We start from the raw sequence: 24,133 nt of genomic DNA on the forward strand, positions 1-24,133 counted from the left end.
ACGTCGGGGGGACGTATGTCGGGAGAGTCGGCCGCGGGACTGCGGCGGGACGCGGTGGGGTTGCGGGAGGTGCTGTTCCAGAGCGTCACGGCCATGGCGCCCGCGGCCGCCGTCGCCGCGTCCATTCCGGCGGGGGCGGCGTTCGCAGGCGGCAGTCTGCCGCTGGCCGTGCTGATCGCTCTGGTGGCCTGTCTGTTCACCGCGTCGTGCGTGGCCGAGCTGGCGCGCGAGTTGCCGGCCGCCGGGTCCGTGGCCACGTACGCGGCACAGGGGCTGCATCCGGCCGTGGGGTTCCTGGTCGGCTGGGGCTACGTGTTCGTGGAGGCGCTGGTGCCGCCGTTGCTGCTGCTCCAGCTCGGGTTCACCGCGGCGGGGACCCTGCACGACGAGTGGGCCTCCTGGCCGGCCGACCTGTGGTGGCCGTGGGCCCTCGCCGGCGCCGCCGTCATCGCCGCCGCCGGGTATCTGGGCGTACAGGCCTCGGCCCGCTTCGGGACCGTGCTCGGGGTCTTCGAGATCGCGGTGTTCCTCGTCTTCGCCGGCTGGCTGATCATCCGGGCCGGCGGCCACAACACCCTGTCCGTGTTCGGGACTTCGCACACGGCGGACGGCTACGGAGGGGTCAGCGGGGTCTTCGCCGGTTCCGTCTACACCGTGCTGGCGTTCGCCGGCTTCGAGGCGGCCGCGCCGCTCGCGGAGGAGACCCGCGACCCGCGCCGCACCATGCACCGCGCGGTGCTCGGCGCGGCACTGGGGATCGGGCTGTTCTACGTGGTGACGACCTACGCGATGACCGTGTACTTCGGCCCCGGCCGGTTCGCCTCCTTCGGGGCGGCGGGCGAGGCGTCCTGGCAGGGCGTCGCCCGGGCCTCCTTCGGGCTCTTCTGGGTGCTGGTGTTCCTCGCGGTCGTCAACTCGACGATCGCCAACGCCAACGCCTGCGCCAACGTCTCGACGCGGACGGCCTTCGCGCTGGCCCGTATCCGGGTCCTCCCGCGTGTCCTGGCCACGCTCCACCCGCGGTACCGCTCCCCCGTGGCCGGCATCGCGGTCCAGACCGCCGTGGCGGTCGGCGCGGTGCTGGGGCTGGGCTTCGGCTACGACCCGGTGACCGCGTTCCTGCTGCTGGCGACGGTGATCGTCACGGTCGTCATCGGCGTCTACATCGTCGTCAACCTCGCCTGTGCCGGCTACTTCCTGCGCCGTGGCCGCCCGTCGCTCAAGCCGGTACGGCACCTGCTCCTCCCGCTGCTGGGCATCGTGGCCTTCGTCCCCGCCCTGCTCACCGCGGCCGGTCTGCCCGTCTTCGACTTCGTGACGAAGCTGACCGCCCCGGTGTCGTACGCCGGTCCGGTGGTCGGGGTGTGGATGGTGGCCGGAGTGGTCGTCCTCCTGGTGCTGGTCCGGCGCCACCCCGAGCGCATAGCCGAGACCGCACGGGTCCACCTCGAAGACGACGCCCCTGACGTCGTCGCCGCACAGAACGGAGCACGACCGCGATGAGCGACCCCCGCATCCTCACCGTCCGGCCCGGACCGGACGACTACGCCTGGACGTTCGGCGGGGCGCCGCCGGTGGCGCGGATCGCGCCCGGCACGGTTCTCGACCTGTACACGGAGGACTGCTTCGCCGGCCGGGTGCGGTCGGAGAAGGACCTGGTGTCCGAGGTCTGCGAGTTCCCGTTCCTCAACCCGCAGACCGGCCCCTTCCACGTCGAGGGCGCGGAGCCGGGCGACACCCTCGCCGTGCACTTCGTGTCGATCGAACCGGCCCGGGACTGGGCGGCGTCGACGACGGTCCCCCTGTTCGGGGCGCTCACCTCGACGCACACCACCGCCACGCTCCAGCCACCGCTGCCGGAGACGGTCTGGATCTGGCAGCTGGACCGCACCCGGCGCACGGCCCTGTTCCGGGCGCACGAGGGCGGCATCGAGCTGGAGCTTCCGATGGACCCGATGCACGGCACCGTCGGGGTGGCCCCCGCGAACCTGGAGGTGCGCTCGGCCCTGGTGCCGGACGCGCACGGCGGCAACATGGACACGCCCGAGATGCGGGCCGGTGTCACCTGTTACCTGGGGGTCAACGTCGAGGGCGCGCTGCTCAGCCTCGGCGACGGCCACGCCCGGCAGGGCGAGGGCGAGACCTGCGGGGTGGCCGTGGAGTGCGCGATGAACACGGTCGTGATCGTCGAGTTGCTGAAGGGGATCGCGACGCCGTGGCCCCGGCTGGAGTCGGACACCCACATCGTCTCGACGGGGTCGGCGCGTCCGCTGGAGGACGCCTTCCGGATATCGCAGCTCGACCTGGTGCAGTGGCTGGTGCGCGACTACGGGTTCGGCGAACTCGACGCGTACCAGTACGCAACCCAGACGGTGGAGTCGCCGTTGGCCAACGTGTGCGACACCAACTACACGTGTGTGGCCAAGCTCCGCAAGGAGTGGCTGCCCGCGCGCGAGACTTACCGCGGACTGCATGCGCGACTGCGTGAGACGGCGGCGGCCCTGCGCCGCTGACCGGCCCTCGACTCCCCCGTGCCGCGAGCACGCTTCCGAAAGGCACGCCATCCATGGACCGGGCACGACCGCTCCCCAGCAGGCGACGGCTCCTGAAGGGCGCGGCCCTCGCCGCCGTCCCGTACGCGCTGCTCCCCGCGGGCCGGGCGGGCGCGCAGACCGGGGTCGTCGACTATCCGCCGGCCGAGTGGCAGGCGGCGAGCGGCGAGAACCGGACACCGGCCCTGCGCCCCGACGAGTACGCGATCGACCGGGTGATCATCCATGTCACACAGCAGGCGTACGCCGGCACGCTGTCCATCTTCCGGAACCCGAAGAAGCGGGTGTCCGCGCACTACCTGGTCCGCTCGGCCGACGGGCATGTCGCGCAGTGCGTGCGGGAGACAGACGTGGCCTGGCATGCGGGGAACTGGGACTACAACACGCGGAGCATCGGTATCGAGCACGAGGGGTGGGTGGACAGACCGGAGTACTTCACCGACGCCCTTTATCAGGAGTCGGCGCGGCTGACGGCGTCGATCTGCGAGAGGTACGGCATCCCGAAGGACCGGGCGCACGTCATCGGGCACGTCGAGGTGCCGGGGACCGACCACACGGATCCGGGCAAGCACTGGGACTGGGTCCGCTACATGAGGCTGGTGGGACAGGCCGAGTGAGGACCGCGGGCCGGGCCGCGGAGGGAGGCCGGTCGAAACGGTTGTCGGCGCGAACACCCCGCATGACGATGTCCCCAGCCGCATCGCCGTCGGGAGGCCGAGTTGACCGATCCCTGGGTGGCCCTGGAGCCGGGGGCCGACCCTGCCGAGCGTGCCCGGTTGCTGCGCCGGGCACACGAGACGTTCACCACGGCCGGCACCGTGCCACGCCCGGTGCGGTCCGTGGTCGCCGAGTCGTGGCGGCGTTCCGCGCGGGCCGGGGTGGGACCGGACGGCGCGGCGCGCGTGGAACTGACGGACGGTGACCTCGGGGCGTACCGGGCGGAGCATCCGCTGGCCCGGGTGATGCCGCTGTTCCGGGAGCTGATGGGTACGTTCGCGGCGGACGGCGAGCATCTGCTGGCGGTGTGCGACGCGGACGGCAGACTGCTGTGGGTCGAGGGACATCCGGCGACCCGGCGGCGGGCGGACCGGATGAACTTCGTGCCGGGCGCGCGCTGGTCGGAGACCGCGGTCGGCACCAACGCGCCGGGGACGGCGGTGGCCGTGGACCGGCCGGTGCAGGTGTTCGCCGCGGAGCACTTCATCCGCCGGGTGCAGCCGTGGACGTGCGCGGCGGCTCCGGTGCACGATCCGCGCACCGGGCGGGTGCTGGGCGCGGTCGACATCACCGGCGGCGACCGGCTGGCGCATCCGCACAGCCTGGGCTTCGTCCAGGCGGTGGCGCGGGCCGCCGAGTCGCAGCTGGCGCTGCTCGATCCGCCGGCGCCGGCCGACGAGGCGCCCGCGCTGACGGCGCTCGGCCGGGACGAGGCCGAGCTCCGGCTGGACGGCCGGCGGATCCGGCTCGGCCGCCGGCACAGCGAGCTGCTGGTGCTGCTGTCCCGCCACCCGGAGGGGCTGACCGGCGACGAACTGCTGTGCGCGCTGTACGAGGACGAGTCGGTGACGCCGGTGACACTGCGGGCGGAACTGGTCCGGCTGCGCCGGCTGCTGGGGCCGGGGCTGCTCGCCTCCCGTCCCTACCGGCTGGCCGCGCCGGTGGAGTCGGACGCGGGTGTCGTGGAGCGGCGGCTGGAGGCGGGCGCGGTGACGGCCGCCGTCGGGGCGTACACCGGCCCGTTGCTGCCGGGCTCGCAGGCACCCGCGGTCGTGCGGCTCAGGCAGCGGCTGGCGGACGGGCTGCGAGCCGCGCTGATCGGGTGTCAGGACCCCGACCTGCTGGCGGAGTGGGCGCACGCCCCGTGGGGCGAGGACGACGTCGAGGTGTGGCGGGCGCTGGCCGCGGTGCGGCCGACGGCGGTCGTACGGTCCCGGCTGGCGGCCCTGGAGGCGGAGCTGACGGCACCGGCCGGCTGACGCGCCGGCCTGCGGCGCAACGTGTTCGCAACGTCCGCTCCCCTAGCCTCCGCGCCGGGAGCTGCCCGACGGCGGGCAGCGCATCTGCAAGGAGGCAGGCCACCATGACCCGTTACGCGGCGCCCGGCACCGAGGGCGCGATCGTCTCCTACCAGGCGCGCTACGACCACTTCATCGGCGGCGAGTACGTGCCGCCGGCCCGGGGGCAGTACTTCGAGAACCCGTCACCGGTGAACGGGCAGCCGTTCACCGAGGTGGCGCGGGGCACCGCCGAGGACGTGGAGCGGGCGCTGGACGCCGCGCACGCGGCGGCGCCTGGCTGGGGCCGTACGTCGGTGACGGAGCGTTCCGACATCCTCCTGAAGATCGCCGACCGTATGGAGGCCCACCTGGAGCCGCTCGCGGTCGCCGAGAGCTGGGAGAACGGGAAGCCGGTGCGCGAGACGCTGGCCGCCGACATCCCGCTGGCGATCGACCACTTCCGGTACTTCGCGGGGGCGATCCGCGCGCAGGAGGGTTCGCTGGGCGAGGTCGACGACGACACGGTGGCGTACCACTTCCACGAGCCGCTCGGCGTCGTCGCGCAGATCATCCCGTGGAACTTCCCCATCCTGATGGCCACCTGGAAGCTCGCACCGGCCCTCGCCGCGGGCAACGCGGTCGTCATCAAGCCCGCCGAGCAGACCCCGGCCTCGATCCACTACTGGATGAGCCTGATCGCGGACCTGCTGCCGCCGGGCGTGGTGAACATCGTCAACGGGTTCGGCGTGGAGGCGGGCAAGCCGCTCGCGTCCAGCCCACGGGTGGCGAAGGTCGCCTTCACCGGCGAGACCACCACCGGGCGCCTGATCATGCAGTACGCCTCGGAGAACATCAAGCCGGTCACGCTCGAACTGGGCGGCAAGTCCCCGAACATCTTCTTCGACGACGTCTGGGCGCACGACGACGACTTCCGTGACAAGGCCCTCGAAGGGTTCACGATGTTCGCCCTCAACCAGGGCGAGGTCTGCACCTGCCCGTCCCGCGCCCTCGTCCAGCGCGGCAACTACGCCGAGTTCATGGAGGCGGCGGTCGCCCGCACCCGGCAGATCAAGCCGGGCCACCCCCTGGACACCGACACGATGATCGGCGCCCAGGCCTCCAACGACCAGCTGGAGAAGATCCTCTCCTACCTCGACATCGGCCGGCAGGAGGGCGCGAAGATCCTCATCGGCGGCGAACGTGTCGAACACGACGGCGAGTTGAAGGGCGGCTACTACGTCCAGCCGACCATCTTCGAGGGCGACAACCGGATGCGGATCTTCCAGGAGGAGATCTTCGGTCCCGTGGTCTCGGTGACGTCCTTCGACGACTTCGACGACGCGATCAAAATGGCCAACGACACCCTGTACGGCCTCGGCGCGGGCGTCTGGACCCGCGACATCAACACCGCCTACCGCGCGGGCCGTTCGATCCAGGCCGGCCGGGTGTGGACCAACTGCTACCACGCGTACCCGGCACACGCCGCGTTCGGCGGCTACAAGCAGTCGGGGATCGGCCGCGAGACGCACAAGATGATGCTGGACCACTACCAGCAGACGAAGAACCTCCTGGTTTCCTACAGTCCGCGGAAGCTCGGGTTCTTCTAGGACCTTCAAGTGGGTGGTCTGAAGGCACTCTTGCTCTCCGGACCACCCAGCACGACAAGCACGCTCAGCAACCAGTTCAACACCTTGCGCCACCGCACGGCCCATCATCCCGGTCCAGCCGTGGACCAGAAGTCGAATGTCAAAGATCCACGTCTCCGGCGCGACGAGCACGTCGGCTCACGGCGTTGCCGCCACGGCCCCGGTGATCAGACACGGCCCGCATGCGAGAGGTCCTGCCGGAGGTGCGCGGCGGTGTGGGAGTCGGTCGTCTTCAGAAGATCGGACGGAGTTCCTTGGAACAGGATTCGTCCGCCGCCGCTGCCCCCCTCGGGGCCGAGGTCGATGATCCAGTCGGCGCTCCTGACGACGTCGAGGTTGTGCTCGATGACGATGACGGTGTTGCCCTGGTCGACGAGGCGCTCGATGATGCCGAGGAGACGGCGGACATCCGACATGTGCAGACCCGTGGTGGGTTCGTCCATGACGTAGACGCTTCCGACGCGGTGCAGGTCGGCCCCGAGCTTGAGGCGCTGACACTCGCCTCCGGACAAGGTGCTGAGCGGCTGGCCGAGGCGTAGGTAGTCCAGCCCCACCTCGTTCAGGGCGTGCAGGACGGGGCGGAGCCTGGGCTCCGTGAAGAAGTCCGCCGCCTCGGCCGTCGTCATCTCCAAGACGTCGCTGATGGACCTGCCCCGCAGGCGGTGGCCGAGGACGTCCTCGGAGAAGCGGCGGCCTCGGCAGACCTCGCACACCGACTTCAGCGTGTCCATGAACGCCAGATCGGTGTAGAGGACGCCGAGCCCCTGGCAGTTGGGGCATGCGCCCTTGGAGTTGGCGCTGAACAGGGAGGGGCTGACCTTGTTGGCCTTGGCGAACAGTTTGCGGATCGGGTCCATCAGGCCCGTGTAGGTGGCGGTGTTGGAGCGTCGGCTGGTGGTCACCGCCGACTGGTCGATGACGACCGCGTCGGGGTACCGGTTCAGGAACTCGTCGTTGACCAGCGTGCTCTTGCCCGATCCGGCCACGCCGGTGACGACCGTCAGGACGCCGGTGGGGAAGCCGACCGTCACGTTCTTGAGGTTGTGGCTCGTCGCGTCGGTGACGGTGAGCGTCCCGGTGGCGCGCCGGGGTTCGGTCTTGAGAGGCAGTCGGTGCCGGAGGTGGCGCCCGGTGAGGGTGTCGGCACGGGTGAGTGCGTCGAAGCTGCCCTCGAAGACCACTTCGCCACCGAGCGTCCCGGCTTTCGGGCCCATGTCGACCACATGGTCAGCGATGGCCATGACGTCGGGGTCGTGCTCGACCACGAGCACCGTGTTGCCCTTGTCCCGCAACGCGATGAGGAGTTCCTTGAGCCGGTGCACGTCCCGTGGGTGCAGGCCGACGCTCGGCTCGTCGAACACGTACAGCATCTCGGTGAGGCTGCTGGACAGATGCCGGACCATCTTGATCCGCTGGGACTCGCCGCCCGAGAGCGTGCGGGTCTCCCGGTCCAGGCTCAGGTAGCCGAGTCCGATGTCGACCAGGTGGTGCAGACGGGTGGTCAGGTCGTCCAGAACCGGTTTGACCCGCGGCAGGTCCAGCTCCGCCAGGACGTGTGCGAGGTGCTCGGTCTCCATCGCGGTGAGGTTCGCGATGTGGTGGCCGCTGATCCGGGTGGCCAGCGCGGTGGGCGCGAGGCGGGTGCCGTCGCAGTCGGGGCAGGAGGCGGTGCGGGCGAACCGCTGGAACACTCGGCGGCCGCGCTCGGACATGTCCTCCTTCTTGACGTAGAGCCGGGTGAACTTGTCGACGAGGCCCTCGTAACGGACGTTCAGGGTGTTGCCCTGCCAGAGGAGGCGGAGCTTGTCCGGCAGTTCGCCGTGCAGCAGCAGTTGCCATTCCCGCTCGGCGAAGTCGGCCAGCGGCTTGTCGTTGTCGAACAGGCCGGACTCCACATAGCTCAGCCAGTACCAGCTGTCGGTGGAGAAGTCCGGGTGCAGCAGCGCGCCCTGGTTCAGGGACCTGGTGCGGTCGAGGAACGCGTCGAGGTCGAGGCGGACGGTCGTGCCGAGGCCCTCGCACGTGGGGCACATGCCCTGGGGGTCGTTGAAGGAGAACGCGCTCGGTGGCAGGCCCGCGGGATCGCCGGCCCGGGAGAACAGCAGACGCAGAAGCGGGTTGATGTCGGTGACCGTGCCGACGGTGGAGCGCGGGTTGCCGCCCAGGCGTTTCTGGTCGATGACGACGGCCGCGGAGATGTTCTCGACGGCGTCCATGTCCGGCCGCCCATGATCGGGCAGGAAGGTCCGGACGAAGGCGCTGAAGGTCTCGTTGAGCTGCCGCTGGGCCTCGGCCGCGAGGGTGTCGAACACCAAGGACGACTTGCCCGAGCCGGAGACACCGGTGAAGACGGTCAGTTGCTGTCTCGGGATCTGAAGCGAGACGTTCTTGAGGTTGTTCTCCCTGGCACCGGTCACCTTGATGGCGTCGGTCCTCACGTGTGCTCCTTGCTGGTGCGGGTGGGCTCCCCCTCCGGGGGATGTAAGGGGGAGCCCGGTATCGGGGGGCCTGCGGGCGGTGCCGTCAGGCGTTCTCCTTGCGGAAGGTCCGCGTGCCCCACAGCAGGGCGAGGACGGCCATGACCAGCAGCACGACCGAGCCGGTCAGCAGCCCCGTGGCGCTCATGTCCCCCCGGAACGCCGCGCGTTCGGCGTCGACCACGTGGGTCAGCGGGTTGATCCGGGCCAGGTTGTACAGCCAGCCGGGCGCCAGTTGCTCGGAGACCGGCAGCAGCACCCCGGACAGCAGCAGAAGCGGCAGGAGCACGGCGTTCATCAGCGCGGGGAACGCGGCCTCGCTCTTGAGAACCATCGCCAGTGCGTACGATCCCGATGACAGCGTGATGGCCAGGACCGCGGCGATCGCCAGGCTGAGCAGCAGCCCGGTCGCTGAGACGTCGAGGTCGAAGACGAGCAGCGTCACCAGCACGATCAGTACGGACTGCGCGGTGGCCTGCACGGCCTGGGCCAGGACCTTGCCGAACAGCAGGGCGGCCCTGCTCGCGGGCGTGCCGCGGAAGCGGTCGACGACGCCGACCCGGTACTCGGTGAGCAGCCCCACGCCGGCGAAGGAGCCGCTGAACAGCGCCGTCTGGACGATGAGAGCCGGGGTGAGGACCTCCCAGGCGCCACCGGGCGGGAAGCCGGGGGTGTGGTCGACGACGGACACCATCAGGGGTCCGAAGAGGAACAGGTACAGCAACGGCTGCATGATCCCGATGAGCAGCCAGGTCGGGCTCCGCAGCGCGAGCTTCATGTCCCGGACGAAGATCAGTTGCGTGTCACGCAGCATGGGCGGCCTCCCTGGCCTCGGTCGCGGCTTCGCCGTCTCGCAGGGAGCGTCCGGTCAGGCTGAGGAACACGTCGTCCAGGGTGGGCCGGTTGACCTTGACGGAGGCCATGGTGATGCCCCGGCCGTCGAGCGCGCGCAGCAGCTCTGGCAGGGCGGCGTCGCCGCGGGGCACCCGGAAGCGGACCGTGTCGCCGTCGACGCTCACCTCGCTCGCGCCGGTCAGCCGCCCGGCGACGTCGGCCGCCTCCGCGGCCTGGCCGGTCACCTCGATGGTGATCGCGTCGCCGGCGACTCGGGCCTTGAGCGCGTCGGGGGTTCCCTCGGCGACGATCGTGCCGTGGTCGGTGACGAGGATCCGGTCGCACAGCGCGTCGGCCTCGTCGAGGTAGTGGGTGGTGAGGAAGACGGTCGTGCCCTGCTCGGAGCGCAGGCGGCGGACGTGGTCCCAGAGGTTGGCCCGGCTCTGCGGGTCGAGCCCGGTGGTGGGCTCGTCGAGGAAGACGAGCGTCGGTTCGTGGACGAGTCCGAGCGCGATGTCGAGCCGGCGGCGCTGACCGCCGGAGAGCGTCTTGACGGGCCGCTGGTCCAGGCCGGCGAGGTCGAGCCGCTCGGCGAGCAGGGCTCCGCGCCGTTTGGCCTCGGTGCGGGACAGGCCGTAGAGCCGGGCCTGGAGTTCGATCTCCTCGCCGACCCTGGACTCGGGCCAGGTGGCGCCGCCCTGGTGGACGCAGCCGATCCTGCGCCGCACGCCCTGGGGGTCCGTCAGCAGGTCGCAGCCGGCCACGGCGCCGGTTCCGCCGGTGGGGCGCAGCAGGGTCGTGAGCATCCGTAAGGTCGTGGTCTTGCCTGCTCCGTTGGGGCCGAGGAAGCCGACCACCTCCCCGGGCGCCACGTCGAAGTCGATGCCTTTGACCGCTTCGACATCCTGGCCGCGCACGGTGAACCGGCGGGCGAGACCTCGTACTGTGATCATGAAATCCTTCTCTCGGCCCGGCAGCCGTCCGGCCGGCTCCCGGCGCCCGGCCGGGATGCCGGCTTCGGCGCGCGGCTCGTCAGGACTGGCCATCGGCCGCCGCCTGGTACTCGGCGAGGCGCTCCTGCGCCTCGGCCATGTCCTCGGCGGTCGGGGCGTCGTCCTGGGTGAGCTTGACGCGCCAGTAGCCGCTGAAGTCGATCGCGCGCTTGTCGAGCCCCCGGTCGTTGACCAGGTGGCGGCGCAGGGTCCGGACGACGCCGGCCTCGCCGGCCAGCCAGGCGAAGGGGCGCCCGGGCGGGAACTCGGCGCCGCGGACGGCGTCGACGAGGACGTCGCTGCGGCCGGCCGGGGTTCCGTCACGGTGCAGCCAGTGCAGGGTGACGTCGCCCGCCGTCTGGAAGGTCTGCTGCTCGGCCTGGTCGGCGACCTCGATGTAGACCTCGGCGCGGGCCCGCTCGGGCAGGGCCTCCAGCAGGGTGCCGATGGCGGGCAGTGCCGTCTCGTCGCCGGCGATCAACAGCCAGTCGGCGGAGGTGATCGAATCCGTCAGGGAGACCGGTCCGGCGTAGAGCGCGGAGGGGCCGACCATGCCGAGGCGGTCGCCGGGGCGGGCGGACTCGGCCCAGGCGCCGGCGGGGCCGCTGTCGCCGTGCAGGACGAAGTCGACCTCGACGGTGTTCGTCCCGGGCACCCGCCGACGCAGGGTGAAGCTGCGCATCCAGGGCCGCTCGTCCTCCGGAATGGCCAGAAACGCCTGGTACCAGCCCGTCGCATCGTCGTTCTGCTCCGGCAGGACGGGCCGCTCCTGGCCGGGCCGGGGGAAGCAGAGCTTGAGCTGCTGGTCCGGGGTCAGGCCGACGGAGTCTTCGAGGTGGTCGGCCTCGAACGTCACGCGGGCCATCCGCCGTGTGACGCGTGTGATGTCGGTGACCTGGATGAACGTGACGGGGAGCTCTGCCATCGGAAACCTTCCACGAACGTACGGGCATACCGGGGCGGGTGGCCGCCCAGCTGGTATCCTTACAGCGTAAAGAGTTACGCCGGTGAGGTTACTTTATGCAGTAAGGAGTTGCAAGGTGGTTGTTTTCGCCGGACAGGGCGATGCCCGCCGATCCATGTCCCTGCTCTGGCGATCGGCCGAATCCGGGGGGGCCGCTCCCAAACCCGGCCCCAAACCCGGACTCGACGTGGACACGATCGTGGCCGCGGGTGTCGCGGTGGCGGACGAGCAGGGCATGGCGGCCCTGTCCATGCGGGCGGTCGGTACCCGCCTCGGGCGGACCGCCATGGCGCTCTACACCTACGTGCCGAGCAAGAGCGAACTGGTCGACCTCATGCACGACCGGGTGCTGGCCGAACTGCCCACGGAGTACGACACGAGCGCGGGGTGGCGGCCGGCGATCACCGACTGGGCCGACGACGCCTGGACGTTCTATCTGCGCCACCCCTGGGTGCTCCAGGTCTCGCAGGCCCGCCCCGTGCTCGGGCCGAACGAGTACGCGCGACTGGAGACGGTGGTGCGGATCCTGGGCGGAATCGGCCTGGAACCCCTGCACGTCAGACGGGTCATCGCGGTATTGTTCCAGTTCGTGCGGGGTATGGCCCTGGTCGCGACGGAACACCGGCAGGCGGCACCGGAGACCGGGGTGCCCGACGAGGAGTGGTGGGCGCAGCGGTCCGCGCTGCTCGCGGAGTTCGCGCCCGACTTCACCGAACGCTTCCCCGCCCTCGCAGCCCTGGAGTCGACCGCGAGCCTCGCCGCCATGACCGAGGCGGCGGGAGGCGGCGCCGCGTCGCACATGGAGCAGGAGGCGAGGGAGGCCTTCCGGGTGGGCCTGGGCCTGATCCTCGACGGCGTCGAGGCGGCGGTGCGGACGGACTCCGACGGCACGCTCCACGCCTCGGCCGGCACCCCCTGACGGGGTCGTGCGGGCCCCGGCGGGCCGGCCCGATCCGGCACCTGTCGCACCCCCGAAGCGGTCGGTTTCGAAGCCAATTGGACCCCGATCGGCCATCTCCGGCCGGAAGTGTTCGTTGACGGTATCTCGGACGGTGACTACCGTTTTTCGAGATTGCGCCCTTAATGACTCGAGGGCGCGATGAATGGTGCGAGATGCATCATGCCCCGATTTCAGGAGAAAGCCGGTGCAGCACATCGCAAAGTACGACCGTAGTGACCGTCAATTGCCAGTCGGCCGCCGAGCCACCGAGGCGGCCCGCCCCCGCAGACCCGGCGAGCAGGAACGAATCTTTACCACCCGGGTCGGCCTCAAGATACCCACCAGCCTCACCTACGACCGATGGGAGAAGGCCGGGCAGCACATCTTCCAGGTCGCCGACTCCTCCGCCTGGTGCCTGGGCGACTGGCTCGTGTACGGCCAGGACCGCTACGCAGACCGCTACCAGACCGGAGTCCAGGCCGCGGGCCTCGACTACCAGACACTGCGCAACTACGCCTGGGTGGCACGGCACTTCGAGCTCTGGCGCCGGCGCGAGACACTGAGCTTCGGCCACCACGCCGAGGTCGCCTCCCTGCCGCCGGCGGAGGCCGACACCTGGCTCGACCAGGCGGAGCAGCACGGCTGGTCACGCAACCAGCTCCGACTGCGGCTGCGGGAGAGCCGCAGAGGAAACCGGGCCGCCATCCCCGCGCGGGCCAGCCAGCTCCGGATCAGCGCCCCCTCCGACCGCGTCCAGCGCTGGCGGGAGGCCGCGTCGAGAGGAGACCGCGACTTCGAGGAATGGGTCCTGCTGACGCTCGACCGTGCCACCGCGCACGAGCTCGGCCAATGACACCCCCGCCCGACCACCGGAGACCGCCCCAGATGGAGATCCGCATCGACCACCGCACCTGTATCGGGTCCGGACAGTGCACCCTGACGGCACCCGCCGTCTTCGCCCAGGACTACGACGGGTACGCCACCCTCGTGCCCGAAGGGGCGCGTACGGCCACCCCGCGGCAGGTCACCCAGGCCGCGCTGTCCTGCCCCGTCCAGGCGATCGCCGTGGGGAACGAACCACCCGACGCCTGACGACGCAACTCCCGCCACCCCCCAGGGCTGAGGGCTCCATGGTGCAGATCATGGAGCCCTCAGTGCTGCGCTCACCTCATGGCCCGAAGAAGGCTGTGCTCATTTCAGCCGTGCTCACTTCAGCCGTGCTCACTTCAGGAGCCGAGCCGCAGGCGCAACGCGTTCAGCCGCCAACTGCCCGGCAGGTGGGCGCGTTCCCCCTCCGGATCGCCGTCCGCGAGCGCGAGATCCGGGTAGCGGGCCAGCAGCCGGGCGAGCGCCACCTCGCCCTCCTGCCGGGCCAGTGTCGCGCCCAGGCAGTAGTGGATGCCGTGGCCGAAGCCCACGTGGTTCTCGGCCTGCCCGTCCGGCTGACGGGTCAGGTGAAGCCGGTCCGGGTCGGTGTAGTGTCGCGGGTCGAAGTTGGCGGAGACCAGGACCGGTTGGACCGCGTCACCGCGGGCGACGCGCGTGCCGGCGATCTCCAGGTCCTCGACGGCGTAGCGCAGTCGGGCCACCTGCACCGAGCCGCACCAGCGCATCAGCTCATGCACCGCTCTCGGGAGCAGCGCCGGATTCTCCTTCAGCCGTGCCAGCTGGTCGGGGTGGGTGAGCAGGGCCGCGGTGCCGTTGCCGATCAGATGGGTGCTCGTCTCGTGGCCGGCCAGCACCAGGGTGAGCACCATGGTGACCGTCTCGGTGTCGCTGAGCCGTCCGCCGTCGTCGTCCTGCGCTCGAATCAGCTCGCTCAGCAGATCGTCCCTGAGCGCGGCGCGACGCTTTTCGATCAGTTGATGGCAGTAGTCGATCATCACGGGAAAGGAGTGCTGGAGGCGTTCGGGCCGCATCGACACGAGGTCCCCGCCCCATTCCCGCCACCGCTCCAGGTCGACCGCGGGGATTCCGACGAGCCGGCAGATCACCGTGATCGACAGGGGGTAGGCGTAGTGCTCCAGCAGGTCCACCGTCCCGTCCTGCCCCGCCCGGTGAGGCAGTTCGTCGAGCAGCCGGTCGGCGATCTGTTCGATGGCGGGACGCAGATCGAGGATGCGGCGGGCGGTGAACGCCCGGGTCACCAGGCGGCGCAGCCGCGGATGGTCCGGCGGGTCGCTGTCCAGGATGGATCCGAGCAGGTAGACCCGTAAGTGCTCGGGGACGTTGAGCAGTTCCATCATCCCCTCACGCGGATCGGCGCCCTGGGCTCCGGGCACGTGCGAAGGGGTGTTGACGAACCGTGGGTCGCGCAGCACGGCGCGGACGTCGTCGTAGCGGGTCACGAACCACACCGGAGTGCCGTCGACGAACCGGCCGCGGACGACCGGGCCCTGTTCGCGCAGGCGGCCGTAACCGCCGAAGGGGTCCGCGAGCAGATCGGGGTCCATCATGTGCGGGCCGGCGGGGCACGCCGCTGCCGCACCGGCCGGCGGGGCGTCCGGGAACGTGGAAGACATGGTCGGCTCCGGTACTCGCTGGGACGTCACTTGACCGCGCTGATCACGCCGTGCGGCGTCCACCGGCCACCGGGCAGCCGCTCGGGCTTGACGAATCCGGCCGCGGCGAACCACTCCTCGTACTGGCCCCACCGGTAGATCGTGCTGCTGGCAGCCGGCAGCGTCGCGAAGTACACGTTGTCCAGGGCCGCGTACAGCGGGCCGTCCCCGCTGTCGTCGGACATGGCGTTGAACACCAGGACCCGCCCGCCGTCCGGCAGCGCCGCGTGTGCCTTGCGCAGCAGCCGTACGTTCTCCTGCGGTGACCAGATCACGAGCTGGTTGGCGAAGAGCACGCAGTCGTGGCCGGTCGGGTAGGTGTCGGCGAAGATGTCCGCGGCCCGCACGGAGATCCGGTCGGACAGGCCGTGCTCGGCGATCTTCTTGCGGGCGATCTCCACCGTGCCGGGCAGGTCCAGGACGGTGAATTCGACGCCGGGGTTGGCCTGGGCGAGAGCGATGGCGTTGACGCCGTCGCCGCCGCCCACGTCGAGCACGCGGCGCACTCCGGTGAGGTCGGCCTTCTCGACCAGTACGGGGTTGGACAGCCGGGACCAGGACCGCATGCAGCGGTAGAACAGCTGCTCCAGCTCGGGGTCCGCGGACAGCCGGTGGTAGAGATCCTCCCCCGTGCCCTTGATCCGTCGCAGGCCGACGTTGGTGTTCTCGCGCAGCGACGCGATGAAGTCCACCTCGGCGGGCCGGACGATCCGTTCCTCGTACTCGACGAGATCCTCGATGATCTCCCAAGTACCCTCTGCGAACAGGCCGTTCAGCACGTCGGTGTTCTCGTAACCGTCGCCCTGGCGCACTGTCAGCCCGAGGGCGGTGGTGCCCAGCAGCAGGATCTGTACCGGCCGCTCCGCCAGGTCGAGTTCCCGACCGATCTCGGGCTGGGTCAGGCCCGGTCGCCGGTGCAGCAGGGTGAACAGGCCCAGTTCGCTGCCCGCGCGGAGCATCTGGAAGGCGGAGGAGCCGAACAGGATCTGTACCAGTCCGTCGGTGGTGAGCGGGGATGCGTGAGCCATGGGCACTCCGAATCGGCTGAGGTGAAGAGGGTGCTGTGCGGGAAGGCGGAGGTCAGGTCACCCGGGCGAGGCCGGCGGGCCGGGAGGCGTAGGCGCCCTCGGCCACGACGTCGCGGATACGGGCCAACGCGTCCCAGACGTCGGTGAACCGCGTGACCAGGGGGGACAGACCGATACGCAGCCGGTCCGGGACCCGGTAGTCGCAGACCACCTTCGCGTCCGCGGCCAGCGCCTGGCAGATCCGCCAGGCGTCGGGGTGGTGCAGGGACAGATGCGAGCCGCGCCGCTCCGGCGGGCGGGGCGAGGCGGGCCGGAAGCCCAGCGGGGTGAGCCAGGCGTCCGCCAGCTCGTCGGCCAGCCGGCCCAGCCGCAGCCCCTTGGCTCGGATCCGCGCCGTCCCGGCCTCCTCGACCAGGGCGAGAGCGGGATCGATCGCCGCCAGCGACACCAGCGGCGGGGTGCTCACCAGGAACCGCTCGATGCCCGGCACCGGGTCGTAGTCGGGCCCCATCTCGAACTGCCCGCGCTGCCCGTACCAGCCCCACACCGGCTGCCGCAGCCGGGACTGCAGATCGCGCCGCACATAGAGGAAGGCGGGTGAACCAGGGCCGCCGTTGAGGTACTTGTACGTGCAGCCGACGGCGAGTTCCGCGCCGGCGCCGGCCAGGTCCACGGGGACGGCTCCGGCGGCGTGCGACACGTCCCACAGCACCCGCGCGCCGACCGCCCGGGCCAGGTCGTTCACCTGCGCCATGTCCAGCAGCGCGCCGCTTCGGTAGGACACCAGGGACAGCACCACCAGCGCGACGTCACCGTTGAGCGCCGAGCGCAGGACGTCGAGGTCGAGGCCGCCGTCGAGGTCGGACGGCAGCCGCACCAGCCGCAGCCCGCGCTGTTCGGCGAGGCCCTGGACGATGTACCGGTTGGTCGGGAAGTCCTCGGCGTCCATCACGACGGTGCCGCGCCCCGGTGCCGCGTCCAGGGCGGCGGCGGCCAGTTTGTAGAGGTTGACCGATGTGGAGTCGGAGATCACCACCTCGCCGGGCGCGGCGCCGAGCACGTGCTCGGCGAGGCGGTCGCCGAGCCGGGCGCCCCAGTCGATCCAGCCCTGCCACGACCGCACCAGTCCACCGCCCCAGCCCTCCTCGACCACCTCCCGCAGCACCTCCGGCGTGGCGGCGGGCAGCGGGCCCAGCGAGTTGCCGTCCAGGTAGATCAGCTCCGGATCGGCGATGACGAACCGCTCGCGGAACGCGGCGAGCGGATCGGCCGCGTCCAGTTCCTCGGCCACCGTGCGCGGGTTCCCGCTCACCATCGGCCCTCCTTCTGTCTCGTGTCGTGCGTGTCCGCGTGCCCCGCCGTCCGCGGGCAGGCCCTGGGCGACCCGGTCAGAGCGTGGAGCGCACCGACCACAGTTCCGGGAAGAAGCGGTGCTCACTGATCCGGGCGAGCCAGGCCACGCCCTCGGTGCCGCCGGTCCCGGGCTTGGCGCCCAGCATCCGCTGCACGGCCACCAGATGGGTGTAGCGCCAGCGGGCGAACTGGTCGGCGGCGTCCATCAGCGCCTCCGCGAGCAGATGCAGGTCGCGATGGCGCACGGGGTCCCGGTAGACCGCCCGCCAGGCCTCCTCGACCTCCGCGCCGGCGCGGTACGGCCGGGTGACGTCCCGGTCCGTGGCGTCGTCCGGTGTGAGCAGTCCGCGGCGCGCCAGCAGCGCGAGCGCGGCGTCGTACAGGCTCGGCTCGTGCAGCTGTCCGACCACCGCGTCGTAGCCCGCCGTGTTCCGGTGCGGCGCGGCCATCGCGGGGTTCTTGTTGCCGAGCAGGAACTCCAGACGCCGGTAGCCGGCCGACTGGAAGCCGGAGGCCGACCCCAGGACGTCCCGGAACTCGGCGAACTCCACCGGGGACAGCACGGAGAACGTCTCCCACGACACCAGCAGCACCTGCTGCACCCGCGTGGCGCGGCGCAGCGTCCACAGCGCGTCGTCGAGCAGGTCGTCGGCCAACTGGTCGCGCGCTGCGCTGAATTCGGTGTGCAGCAGCTTGAACAGCAGCTCCTTGACCTGGCTCATGATGATGAACCCCGGCTCGGTGCGGGCCGAACTGAGCGGATGCTGCAGGCCCAGCAGCTCGTCCATCCGCGCGTAGTGGGCGTACGGGGTCGTGTCCGACGCGGCTCCGGCGGACAACGGGCACGCGGGGCTCGCGGTGGTCTGTTCGGTGGTCATGCGGTCGTTCCTTCCAGTCCCATCTGCGCCAGGACCGCGTCGCCCAGCTCGGTGCCCGGCACGCCCAGGTCGTAGGGGAGGTCGAAGTGGTCGCGCCGATCGGCGACGACCTCCGTCACCGCCGCCCGGGGGCGCAGCGCCGTCACCATCCCGTCGTGCTGGCGGACGTACTCCTCGGTCTCGTTCCCGCCGCGGGCGACCACCGTCGGGGGCAGCCGCGCCGGCAGGCGAAGGATCGGGCTGTTGCGCCGGGCCGCGGCCTCGTCCAGCCGCAGGGCGTCGTTGACGTAGGACAGGCGCACCGGCTCCAGGTCGTACATGCCGCTGAGCAGCACCGCCCCGGCGATCCGGCCGGACACGTCCGGGCCGGCCGACGCGTCCGGCAGCAAGGCCATGGCTGCCAGGTGCGCGCCGGCCGAGGTACCGCACAGGTGGAGTCGGTCCGGGGAGAACCCGAGCCCGTCCGCGTGCCGCAGCAGCCAGTCCACAGCCCGGCGCGCCATGCCCGCCATGGCGTCCAGGCCGACGTCCGGTGCCAGCCCGTACTCGATCACCGCGACCGCCGCGCCGGCGGCCAGCAGCGGCGGCACCGGGAACGCCGATTCGGCGCGGCCCAGTGCCTGCCAGTTCCCGCCGTGCACGAACACCAGCAGCGGGGCCCGCCCGGCCGCCTGCCCGGGGAAGTAGTCGAGCCGCTCCGCCGGATGCGGGCCGTAGGCGAGGGAGGCGCGTACCGGGTGGTCCCGGCGGGCGGCCTCGCTCAGCCGCTCGTACTCGCGCAGGTAGGCGTCCAGGCTCGCCACGCGCGAACTCGGCGAGTACTGCCGGTCCAGCGTGGCCTGGTCCATGCCCCGGTACACGGCACCTGCGGCCGGCGGTGCGTCGCGCATGCGCTCAGCTCCCCGGCGCGTAGGTGGCACGGGCCCGCTCGTACACCTCGGTCAGCAGCGGGTCGATGCCGTGCGAGCCGGTGCGGTAGCGGGCGCCGAAACGGCTCGCGTACTCCTCGAACCACTCCCGCCGGTCGGCCAGGAACAGCACGTCGTGGATCGCCATCGACCGCACCGCCATCATCGGCACCGGGGCGTGACTCACCTCGAACGCCGGGTTGCGCGCGGCCTTCTCCTCGCACTTCTCGTGGAACTGGGCGATCATCAGCCCCCGCCGCACGCTCTCCGGCTTCAGCGCGCTGTGCGCCGCGTCCAGCAGGTGCAGGTGCTCGGCCGGAAGGTCCGGCAGGACCAGCAGCAGCGAGCGCAGATTCGGGTTGCCGGACTTCCAGTCGACCTCGCTGAACTCATCCAGGCCGCAGCGGACGATCTCGTCGAGCAAGGTCTGGCTCGGGGTGGGGCCGACGAGCCTGACGCGGATCTCCAGCGCGCCGGCACGCTGGGCGGGTTCGACGAACGGGCACACCGGGCCGGTGCGTCCGAGTTCGCCGTGCGGTCGGCGGATGTACTCGCTCAGCCATTCGTCCACGGCGGCCAGGGCCTTGGCCACGTCGACGGAGAGCACGTCGGTCAGCATCAGTGTCAGTCCTCGGGTGTCGGTCCTCGCGGACAGCGGACGGCGGGTTCCTGGTGGGCGGCCCGCGAAGGTCACTCGTCGCCGGTGAGGTCGTGGAGCTTGGCCGAGAGGATGCGGCCGATCTCGGCCAGCGTGTCCGGGCGGGTCAGCATCGACCCGTGGTCGCCGGGCACCACATGGGCCTCGACGGAGCCGCGCACGTACGGCTGCCAGGCCGCGGCGGTGACCGGCGGGTCCTGCTCCTCCGAGCAGGCGATCAGCAGCAGGTCACCGTCGATCGGGCCGGGCCGGTAGTCGACGGTGAGATGGGTGTTGTTCGCCGAGATCTCAGTGATCGTCGTGAGCCGGTCCTCCTCCAGGTTGGCCAGCACACTGCCCTGGCGGCGCAGGATCTCCCGCGCCTTGGCGAAGGTCATCTCGCCGTCGTCGTGGTGGCTGCCGTCGTCGACCAGACCGACGTGGTAAAGCAGCATCACCCGGTCGTCCGGGGCGGGCACGTCGGCGTGGGTGAGGCCCTGCCAGTCGGGGATCACGTCGAGCACCGCGACCAGCGCCACCGGCTCTCGGCGCCGCTGGAACTCCGCGGCCAGCGCATGCGCGCACAGTCCGCCGAACGACCAGCCGGCCAGGTGGTACGGCCCGTGCGGCTGCACCCGCTGGATCTGGTCGGCGTAGTCCACCGCCATCTCCTCGATGCTGGCGGGCCGGGGTTCCGGCCGGGCCAGGCTGCGCGCCTGGATGCCGTACAGCGGATACTGCGGCCCCAGGTGCTTGATGAGCGCGCTGTACGACCAGCTGATGCCCCCGCCCGGATGGACGCAGAACAGCGGCGGCCTGCTGCCCCCGGTGCGCAGCGGCAGCATCACCTCGTACGACCCGTCCGCGTCGTCGACGTCGAGGCGGGCCGCGATGCCCGCCGGTGTCGGCGCCTCGAACAGGCTCCGCACGCCCAGCTCCACACCGAAGGCCGCGCGCAGCCGCGCCATCAGCCGGGTGGCCAGCAGCGAGTGCCCGCCCAGATCGAAGAAGTCCTCGCTCACACCGACCACCGGTCGGCCCAGGACCTCCGCGAACAGCTCGCACACGACCTGTTCCTGCGGGGTGGCCGGCGCCCGCCCGATGTCGGCGCGCTCCGGTTCGAGCGCCGGCAGCGCCGCACGGTCGAGCTTGCCGTTGGCGGTGAGCGGCAGCCGGTCGAGCGGAACGACGACGGCGGGGCGCATGTACTCGGGCAGCCGACGGCGCAGGTGCTCCCGTACGGCCATGAGCAGGGCGCCGGTGCTCCGGCCGGTGGCCGGGCTGGTGGTCCAGGACGAGAGCGGGGTGCCTGGGCCGGCCGCGCCCGTGGGCGCGTAGGCACCGACGGGCACCGCCTCGCCGAGCAGTTCGCGCTTGACGTACGTGAGGTCGAGGGCAGCCGGGTCGTGCCCGTTCCAGCTGATCGCCGTCCAGTAGCCGTACTTCTCGCCCAGGCGGTGCAGGTCCTCCGGATCGACGCCGGCCGTGTCCCGGAGGTCCGGTGCCGTCCCGGCTTCGAGCGCGCGCTGTGCGGCGAGGTCGGCCGCGATGCGCGCATGAGGCACCCCGGTGACGCGCAGCCGGTCGGGCCGCGCGCTGCCCAGATGATCGGCGAGGGCACCCAGGTCACGGGTCCAGGGCCGGGTGGGGGCGTCGGTGAGGGGGTGGGTGGTGATGTCGGTCTTGTACAGGGTGGCGTCGTAGCGGTAGCGGGTGAGTTCGTTGTGGGCGGTGCCGCGCTTGAGCTGGATGTCGGTGCCCGCCAGGTCCGGGACGTGGTGAGCGAGGGCGCTGAAGTACTCGGGGTCGACGAGGAGTTCCTTCTCCAGGACCAGGCTCTGCTCGACGGCACGGCGGATCTCGGACGTGTCGCTAGGGTCCTCGGCACGCGCCGTCTGCACGCCCGAGGCGAAGGTCCGCAGCAACCGCGGATTACGCAGGTCGCCCAGGAACAGCGCGCCACCGGGCGCGAGCAGACGGAAGGCCTGCTCGACGACCTGTGTCAGGTATCCGCCGTTCGGGAAGTACTGGGCCACGGAGTTGACCACGATCGTGTCGAAGTGCGCCTGCGGCAGGTCGCCGTGCTCGTGGGCGGCCTGCACCCGGAGCCTGACCCGCCGGGCCAGCTCGGGGTCACCGTCGACATGGCGCCGCAGCTCCTCCACGACGACCGGGGAGAAGTCCGTGCCCCAGTACTCCTCGCACTCGGGCGCCAGTCCGGACAGCAGCAGACCGGTGCCGACACCGATCTCCAGGACACGGCCGGGCTTGAGCGCCCTGATCCGTTCGAGCGTGGCCGCACGCCACTCCCGCATCTCGGGCAGCGGGATCGGCTCGCCGTCGTAACTGCTGTTCCAGCCGGAGAAGTCCTCACCCGGCGTCGAACCGGGCGCCGAGTACAACGAGTCGTAGAGATCCTGCCACTCGCCGATCTGATCCCGCTCCTCCTCGTCCCCCGTCAGTCCACCGGTGTCGGGGACGACGTAGGCGATCAGGCGGGTGCTGCCGGGCTGGTCGTGGTGGGCGACCACGGCGGCCTGGCCGATCGCGGGATGATCGGTGAGGACGTTCTCGATCTCGCCGGGCTCGATCCGGAAACCACGGACCTTCACCTGCTGGTCGGCACGGCCCATGTACTCCAGATCCCCGCCGGCGTTGACACGCACCAGGTCACCCGTGCGGTACATGCGCCCGCCCGGCTCAAGACCGTAGGGATCGGCGACGAACCGCTCGGCCGTCATACCGGGCTTGTTCAGATAGCCGCGGGCCAGACCGTCCCCGGCGACGTACAGCTCGCCGCACACCTGCGGCACCACCGGCCGCAGGTGTGCGTCCAGCACGTAGACACGGGTGTTGGCCATCGGACGGCCGATCGGCACCGTCGCACCCCCGGTGTACGGACGCGGCACGGGGTGGTGAGTGGCGAACGTGGTCGTCTCCGTCGGCCCGTAGCCGTCCACCACCGTCAACGCCGGGCAGGCCTCCTGCAGGCGCTGCACCGTGGCACCGGAGACGGCCTCACCCCCGCTCCACACCTGCCGAACACCCGACAGCGCGTCCACGGCGTGCTCGGCGACCACGTTCAGCAGAGAACTGGTCAGCCACAACGCGGTGACGTCCTGGCTGGAGACGGTGTGCCGCAGGGCCGGGACGTCCAGGTCCCCGGCCGGAGCCACCACAACGGTCCCGCCGCTCAGCAACGGCACCCACAACTCGTACGTGGAAGCGTCGAACGCGGCCGGCGAATGCAGCAACACCCGCTCATGCGCCGAACGGTCGAACCGCGGGTCCAGAGCCAGAGCGGCGACATTGCGATGCGTCACCACGATCCCCTTGGGCGCACCCGTCGAACCCGAGGTGTACATCACATACGCCACATCCCCCGACCCCACACCCACCCCAGGCGCCTTACGCTGCTCCTCTCCCCCGGGTGTGGAGTCGATGACGAACACGTCTGCCGCGTCCGCCGGGAGGTGCGGCTGAGACGCCTCGTCCGTCACCACCAGGGTGGCGCCGGTGTCGGCCAGGACATGGCGGATGCGGTCGACCGGATAACGGACGTCGAGGGGCACATAGACCGCGCCGGCTTTCATCAGGCCGAGGACCGTGGTGACCGTCGCCATGGAACGCTCAAGGAGCACACCGACCGCGTCACCGGGCCGCACTCCCCTGCCGATCACCTCGTGTGCAAGATGGTTGGCGCGCGTGTCGAGTTGTGCGTATGTGAGGGTGGCAGCGCCGTCGGTGACCGCCGGGGCATCGGGCGTCTCAGCCACCTGGCGGACGAACAGCTCGCCCAGGGAGACCTCCGGCACGGCATGCACCGTGTCGTTGAACTCGACCACGGCACGACGGTGTTCGTCGGGGGTGAGGATGTCGATGTGGTTGAGGGGCTGGTCGGGGTGGGTGGTGGCGATATCGAGGAAATGCAGCCAACGGTCGAACAGGGCCTGCACGCTCGGCGCGTCGTAGATGTCACTGGAGTACTCGATCGCACCGCTGATGCCCTGCGGCTCACCGTGGGCGCCGCGCTGCTCGGCGAGGCTGAAAAACAGATCGAACTTCGCCGTACCCGTCCGTCCCGGAGCGACGTCGATCGTCAGACCGGGAAGCCGGAAACTCGCCTCGGGGGCGTTCTGCAACGCGAGCATCACCTGGAACAGCGGGTGGTGCGACAGGGTCCGGGTCGGGTTGAGCAACTCGACCAGGTACTCGAAGGGAACGTCCTGGTGCGCGTAGGCGGCCAGACTCCGCTCCCGCACCCGAGCGATCAACTCAGCGAACGTCGGATCACCGGACGTGTCCGTGCGCAGCACCAGCGTGTTCACGAAGAACCCGATCAACTCATCCAGCGCCTGATCCGTTC

Annotated in this window: 19 protein-coding genes; 8 read left to right on the plus strand and 11 right to left on the minus strand. The window is 71.0% G+C overall.

Annotation, left to right across the window (positions count from 1 at the left end):
- Positions 1-15 precede the first annotated feature (15 nt).
- From ACFY0K_RS35910 to ACFY0K_RS35930, 5 genes are all read left to right on the plus strand, one after another.
- Complete coding sequence (locus tag ACFY0K_RS35910) at positions 16-1,503, plus strand: APC family permease (protein WP_390643342.1); 1,488 nt, start codon at positions 16-18, stop codon at positions 1,501-1,503.
- Positions 1,500-2,513, plus strand: coding sequence for an acetamidase/formamidase family protein (locus tag ACFY0K_RS35915; RefSeq protein ID WP_390643343.1), 1,014 nt, complete (start codon positions 1,500-1,502; stop codon positions 2,511-2,513). Before ACFY0K_RS35910 ends, ACFY0K_RS35915 begins: the two co-directional genes overlap by 4 nt.
- 53 nt (positions 2,514-2,566) lie before the next feature.
- A complete protein-coding gene (locus ACFY0K_RS35920; protein ID WP_390643344.1) occupies positions 2,567-3,169 on the plus strand; it encodes an N-acetylmuramoyl-L-alanine amidase in 603 nt (200 codons plus the stop codon).
- Positions 3,170-3,271: 102 nt separating this feature from the next.
- Positions 3,272-4,528: a GAF domain-containing protein gene (locus ACFY0K_RS35925; protein ID WP_390643345.1), complete on the plus strand. Its 1,257-nt coding sequence runs from the start codon at positions 3,272-3,274 to the stop codon at positions 4,526-4,528.
- A gap of 104 nt (positions 4,529-4,632) precedes the next feature.
- The gene (locus ACFY0K_RS35930) at positions 4,633-6,156 is read left to right on the plus strand and encodes an aldehyde dehydrogenase family protein (protein ID WP_390643346.1); all 1,524 of its coding nucleotides are present in this window, start codon (positions 4,633-4,635) and stop codon (positions 6,154-6,156) included.
- Positions 6,157-6,362: 206 nt separating this feature from the next.
- Here ACFY0K_RS35930 and ACFY0K_RS35935 read toward each other — a convergent pair whose 3' ends face one another.
- The 4 genes from ACFY0K_RS35935 to ACFY0K_RS35950 form a co-directional block, all read right to left on the minus strand.
- Positions 6,363-8,633: an ATP-binding cassette domain-containing protein gene (locus ACFY0K_RS35935; protein ID WP_390643348.1), complete on the minus strand. Its 2,271-nt coding sequence runs from the start codon at positions 8,631-8,633 to the stop codon at positions 6,363-6,365.
- 85 nt (positions 8,634-8,718) lie between these two features.
- On the minus strand, positions 8,719-9,486 hold the full coding sequence (locus ACFY0K_RS35940) for an ABC transporter permease (protein WP_390643349.1): 768 nt from the start codon (positions 9,484-9,486) through the stop codon (positions 8,719-8,721).
- Complete coding sequence (locus ACFY0K_RS35945) at positions 9,476-10,459, minus strand: ATP-binding cassette domain-containing protein (protein WP_390643350.1); 984 nt, start codon at positions 10,457-10,459, stop codon at positions 9,476-9,478. The genes ACFY0K_RS35940 and ACFY0K_RS35945 overlap by 11 nt, the downstream gene beginning before the upstream one ends.
- 79 nt (positions 10,460-10,538) lie before the next feature.
- Positions 10,539-11,423: a siderophore-interacting protein gene (locus tag ACFY0K_RS35950; protein WP_390643351.1), complete on the minus strand. Its 885-nt coding sequence runs from the start codon at positions 11,421-11,423 to the stop codon at positions 10,539-10,541.
- 115 nt (positions 11,424-11,538) lie between these two features.
- Between ACFY0K_RS35950 and ACFY0K_RS35955 the strand changes: the two genes are divergently transcribed.
- From ACFY0K_RS35955 to ACFY0K_RS35965, 3 genes are all read left to right on the plus strand, one after another.
- Positions 11,539-12,381: a TetR/AcrR family transcriptional regulator gene (locus tag ACFY0K_RS35955; protein ID WP_390643352.1), complete on the plus strand. Its 843-nt coding sequence runs from the start codon at positions 11,539-11,541 to the stop codon at positions 12,379-12,381.
- A 226-nt stretch (positions 12,382-12,607) separates the two neighbouring features.
- Positions 12,608-13,255 carry an LmbU family transcriptional regulator gene (locus ACFY0K_RS35960; RefSeq protein WP_390643353.1) on the plus strand — a complete coding sequence of 216 codons (648 nt, stop codon included), beginning with the start codon at positions 12,608-12,610 and terminating at the stop codon, positions 13,253-13,255.
- 32 nt (positions 13,256-13,287) lie between these two features.
- Positions 13,288-13,494, plus strand: coding sequence for a ferredoxin (locus tag ACFY0K_RS35965; RefSeq protein ID WP_390643354.1), 207 nt, complete (start codon positions 13,288-13,290; stop codon positions 13,492-13,494).
- A 134-nt stretch (positions 13,495-13,628) separates the two neighbouring features.
- Here the strand turns inward: ACFY0K_RS35965 and ACFY0K_RS35970 are convergent, their stop codons facing one another.
- From ACFY0K_RS35970 to ACFY0K_RS36000, 7 genes are all read right to left on the minus strand, one after another.
- Positions 13,629-14,924 (minus strand): cytochrome P450, encoded by a 1,296-nt coding sequence (locus tag ACFY0K_RS35970; RefSeq protein WP_390643355.1) that lies wholly within the window; start codon positions 14,922-14,924, stop codon positions 13,629-13,631.
- A gap of 26 nt (positions 14,925-14,950) precedes the next feature.
- On the minus strand, positions 14,951-15,991 hold the full coding sequence (gene acmL, locus ACFY0K_RS35975; RefSeq protein ID WP_390643356.1) for a 3-hydroxy-D-kynurenine methyltransferase AcmL: 1,041 nt from the start codon (positions 15,989-15,991) through the stop codon (positions 14,951-14,953).
- A 52-nt stretch (positions 15,992-16,043) separates the two neighbouring features.
- The gene (locus ACFY0K_RS35980) at positions 16,044-17,306 is read right to left on the minus strand and encodes a kynureninase (protein WP_390643357.1); all 1,263 of its coding nucleotides are present in this window, start codon (positions 17,304-17,306) and stop codon (positions 16,044-16,046) included.
- A 73-nt stretch (positions 17,307-17,379) separates the two neighbouring features.
- A complete protein-coding gene (locus ACFY0K_RS35985) occupies positions 17,380-18,222 on the minus strand; it encodes a tryptophan 2,3-dioxygenase (protein WP_390643358.1) in 843 nt (280 codons plus the stop codon).
- Positions 18,219-19,112: an alpha/beta hydrolase gene (locus ACFY0K_RS35990; RefSeq protein WP_390643359.1), complete on the minus strand. Its 894-nt coding sequence runs from the start codon at positions 19,110-19,112 to the stop codon at positions 18,219-18,221. The genes ACFY0K_RS35985 and ACFY0K_RS35990 overlap by 4 nt, the downstream gene beginning before the upstream one ends.
- 4 nt (positions 19,113-19,116) lie before the next feature.
- Positions 19,117-19,749, minus strand: a complete 633-nt coding sequence (locus ACFY0K_RS35995) for a DUF6875 domain-containing protein (protein ID WP_390643360.1) — start codon at positions 19,747-19,749, stop codon at positions 19,117-19,119.
- A 71-nt stretch (positions 19,750-19,820) separates the two neighbouring features.
- Entirely contained in the window at positions 19,821-24,110 is a 4,290-nt protein-coding gene (locus ACFY0K_RS36000; protein WP_390643361.1) for an amino acid adenylation domain-containing protein, read from the minus strand.
- Positions 24,111-24,133: the final 23 nt, after the last annotated feature.

The organism is Streptomyces sp. NPDC001507 (genome assembly GCF_042894765.1).
Classification (GTDB): Bacteria; Actinomycetota; Actinomycetes; order Streptomycetales; family Streptomycetaceae; genus Streptomyces.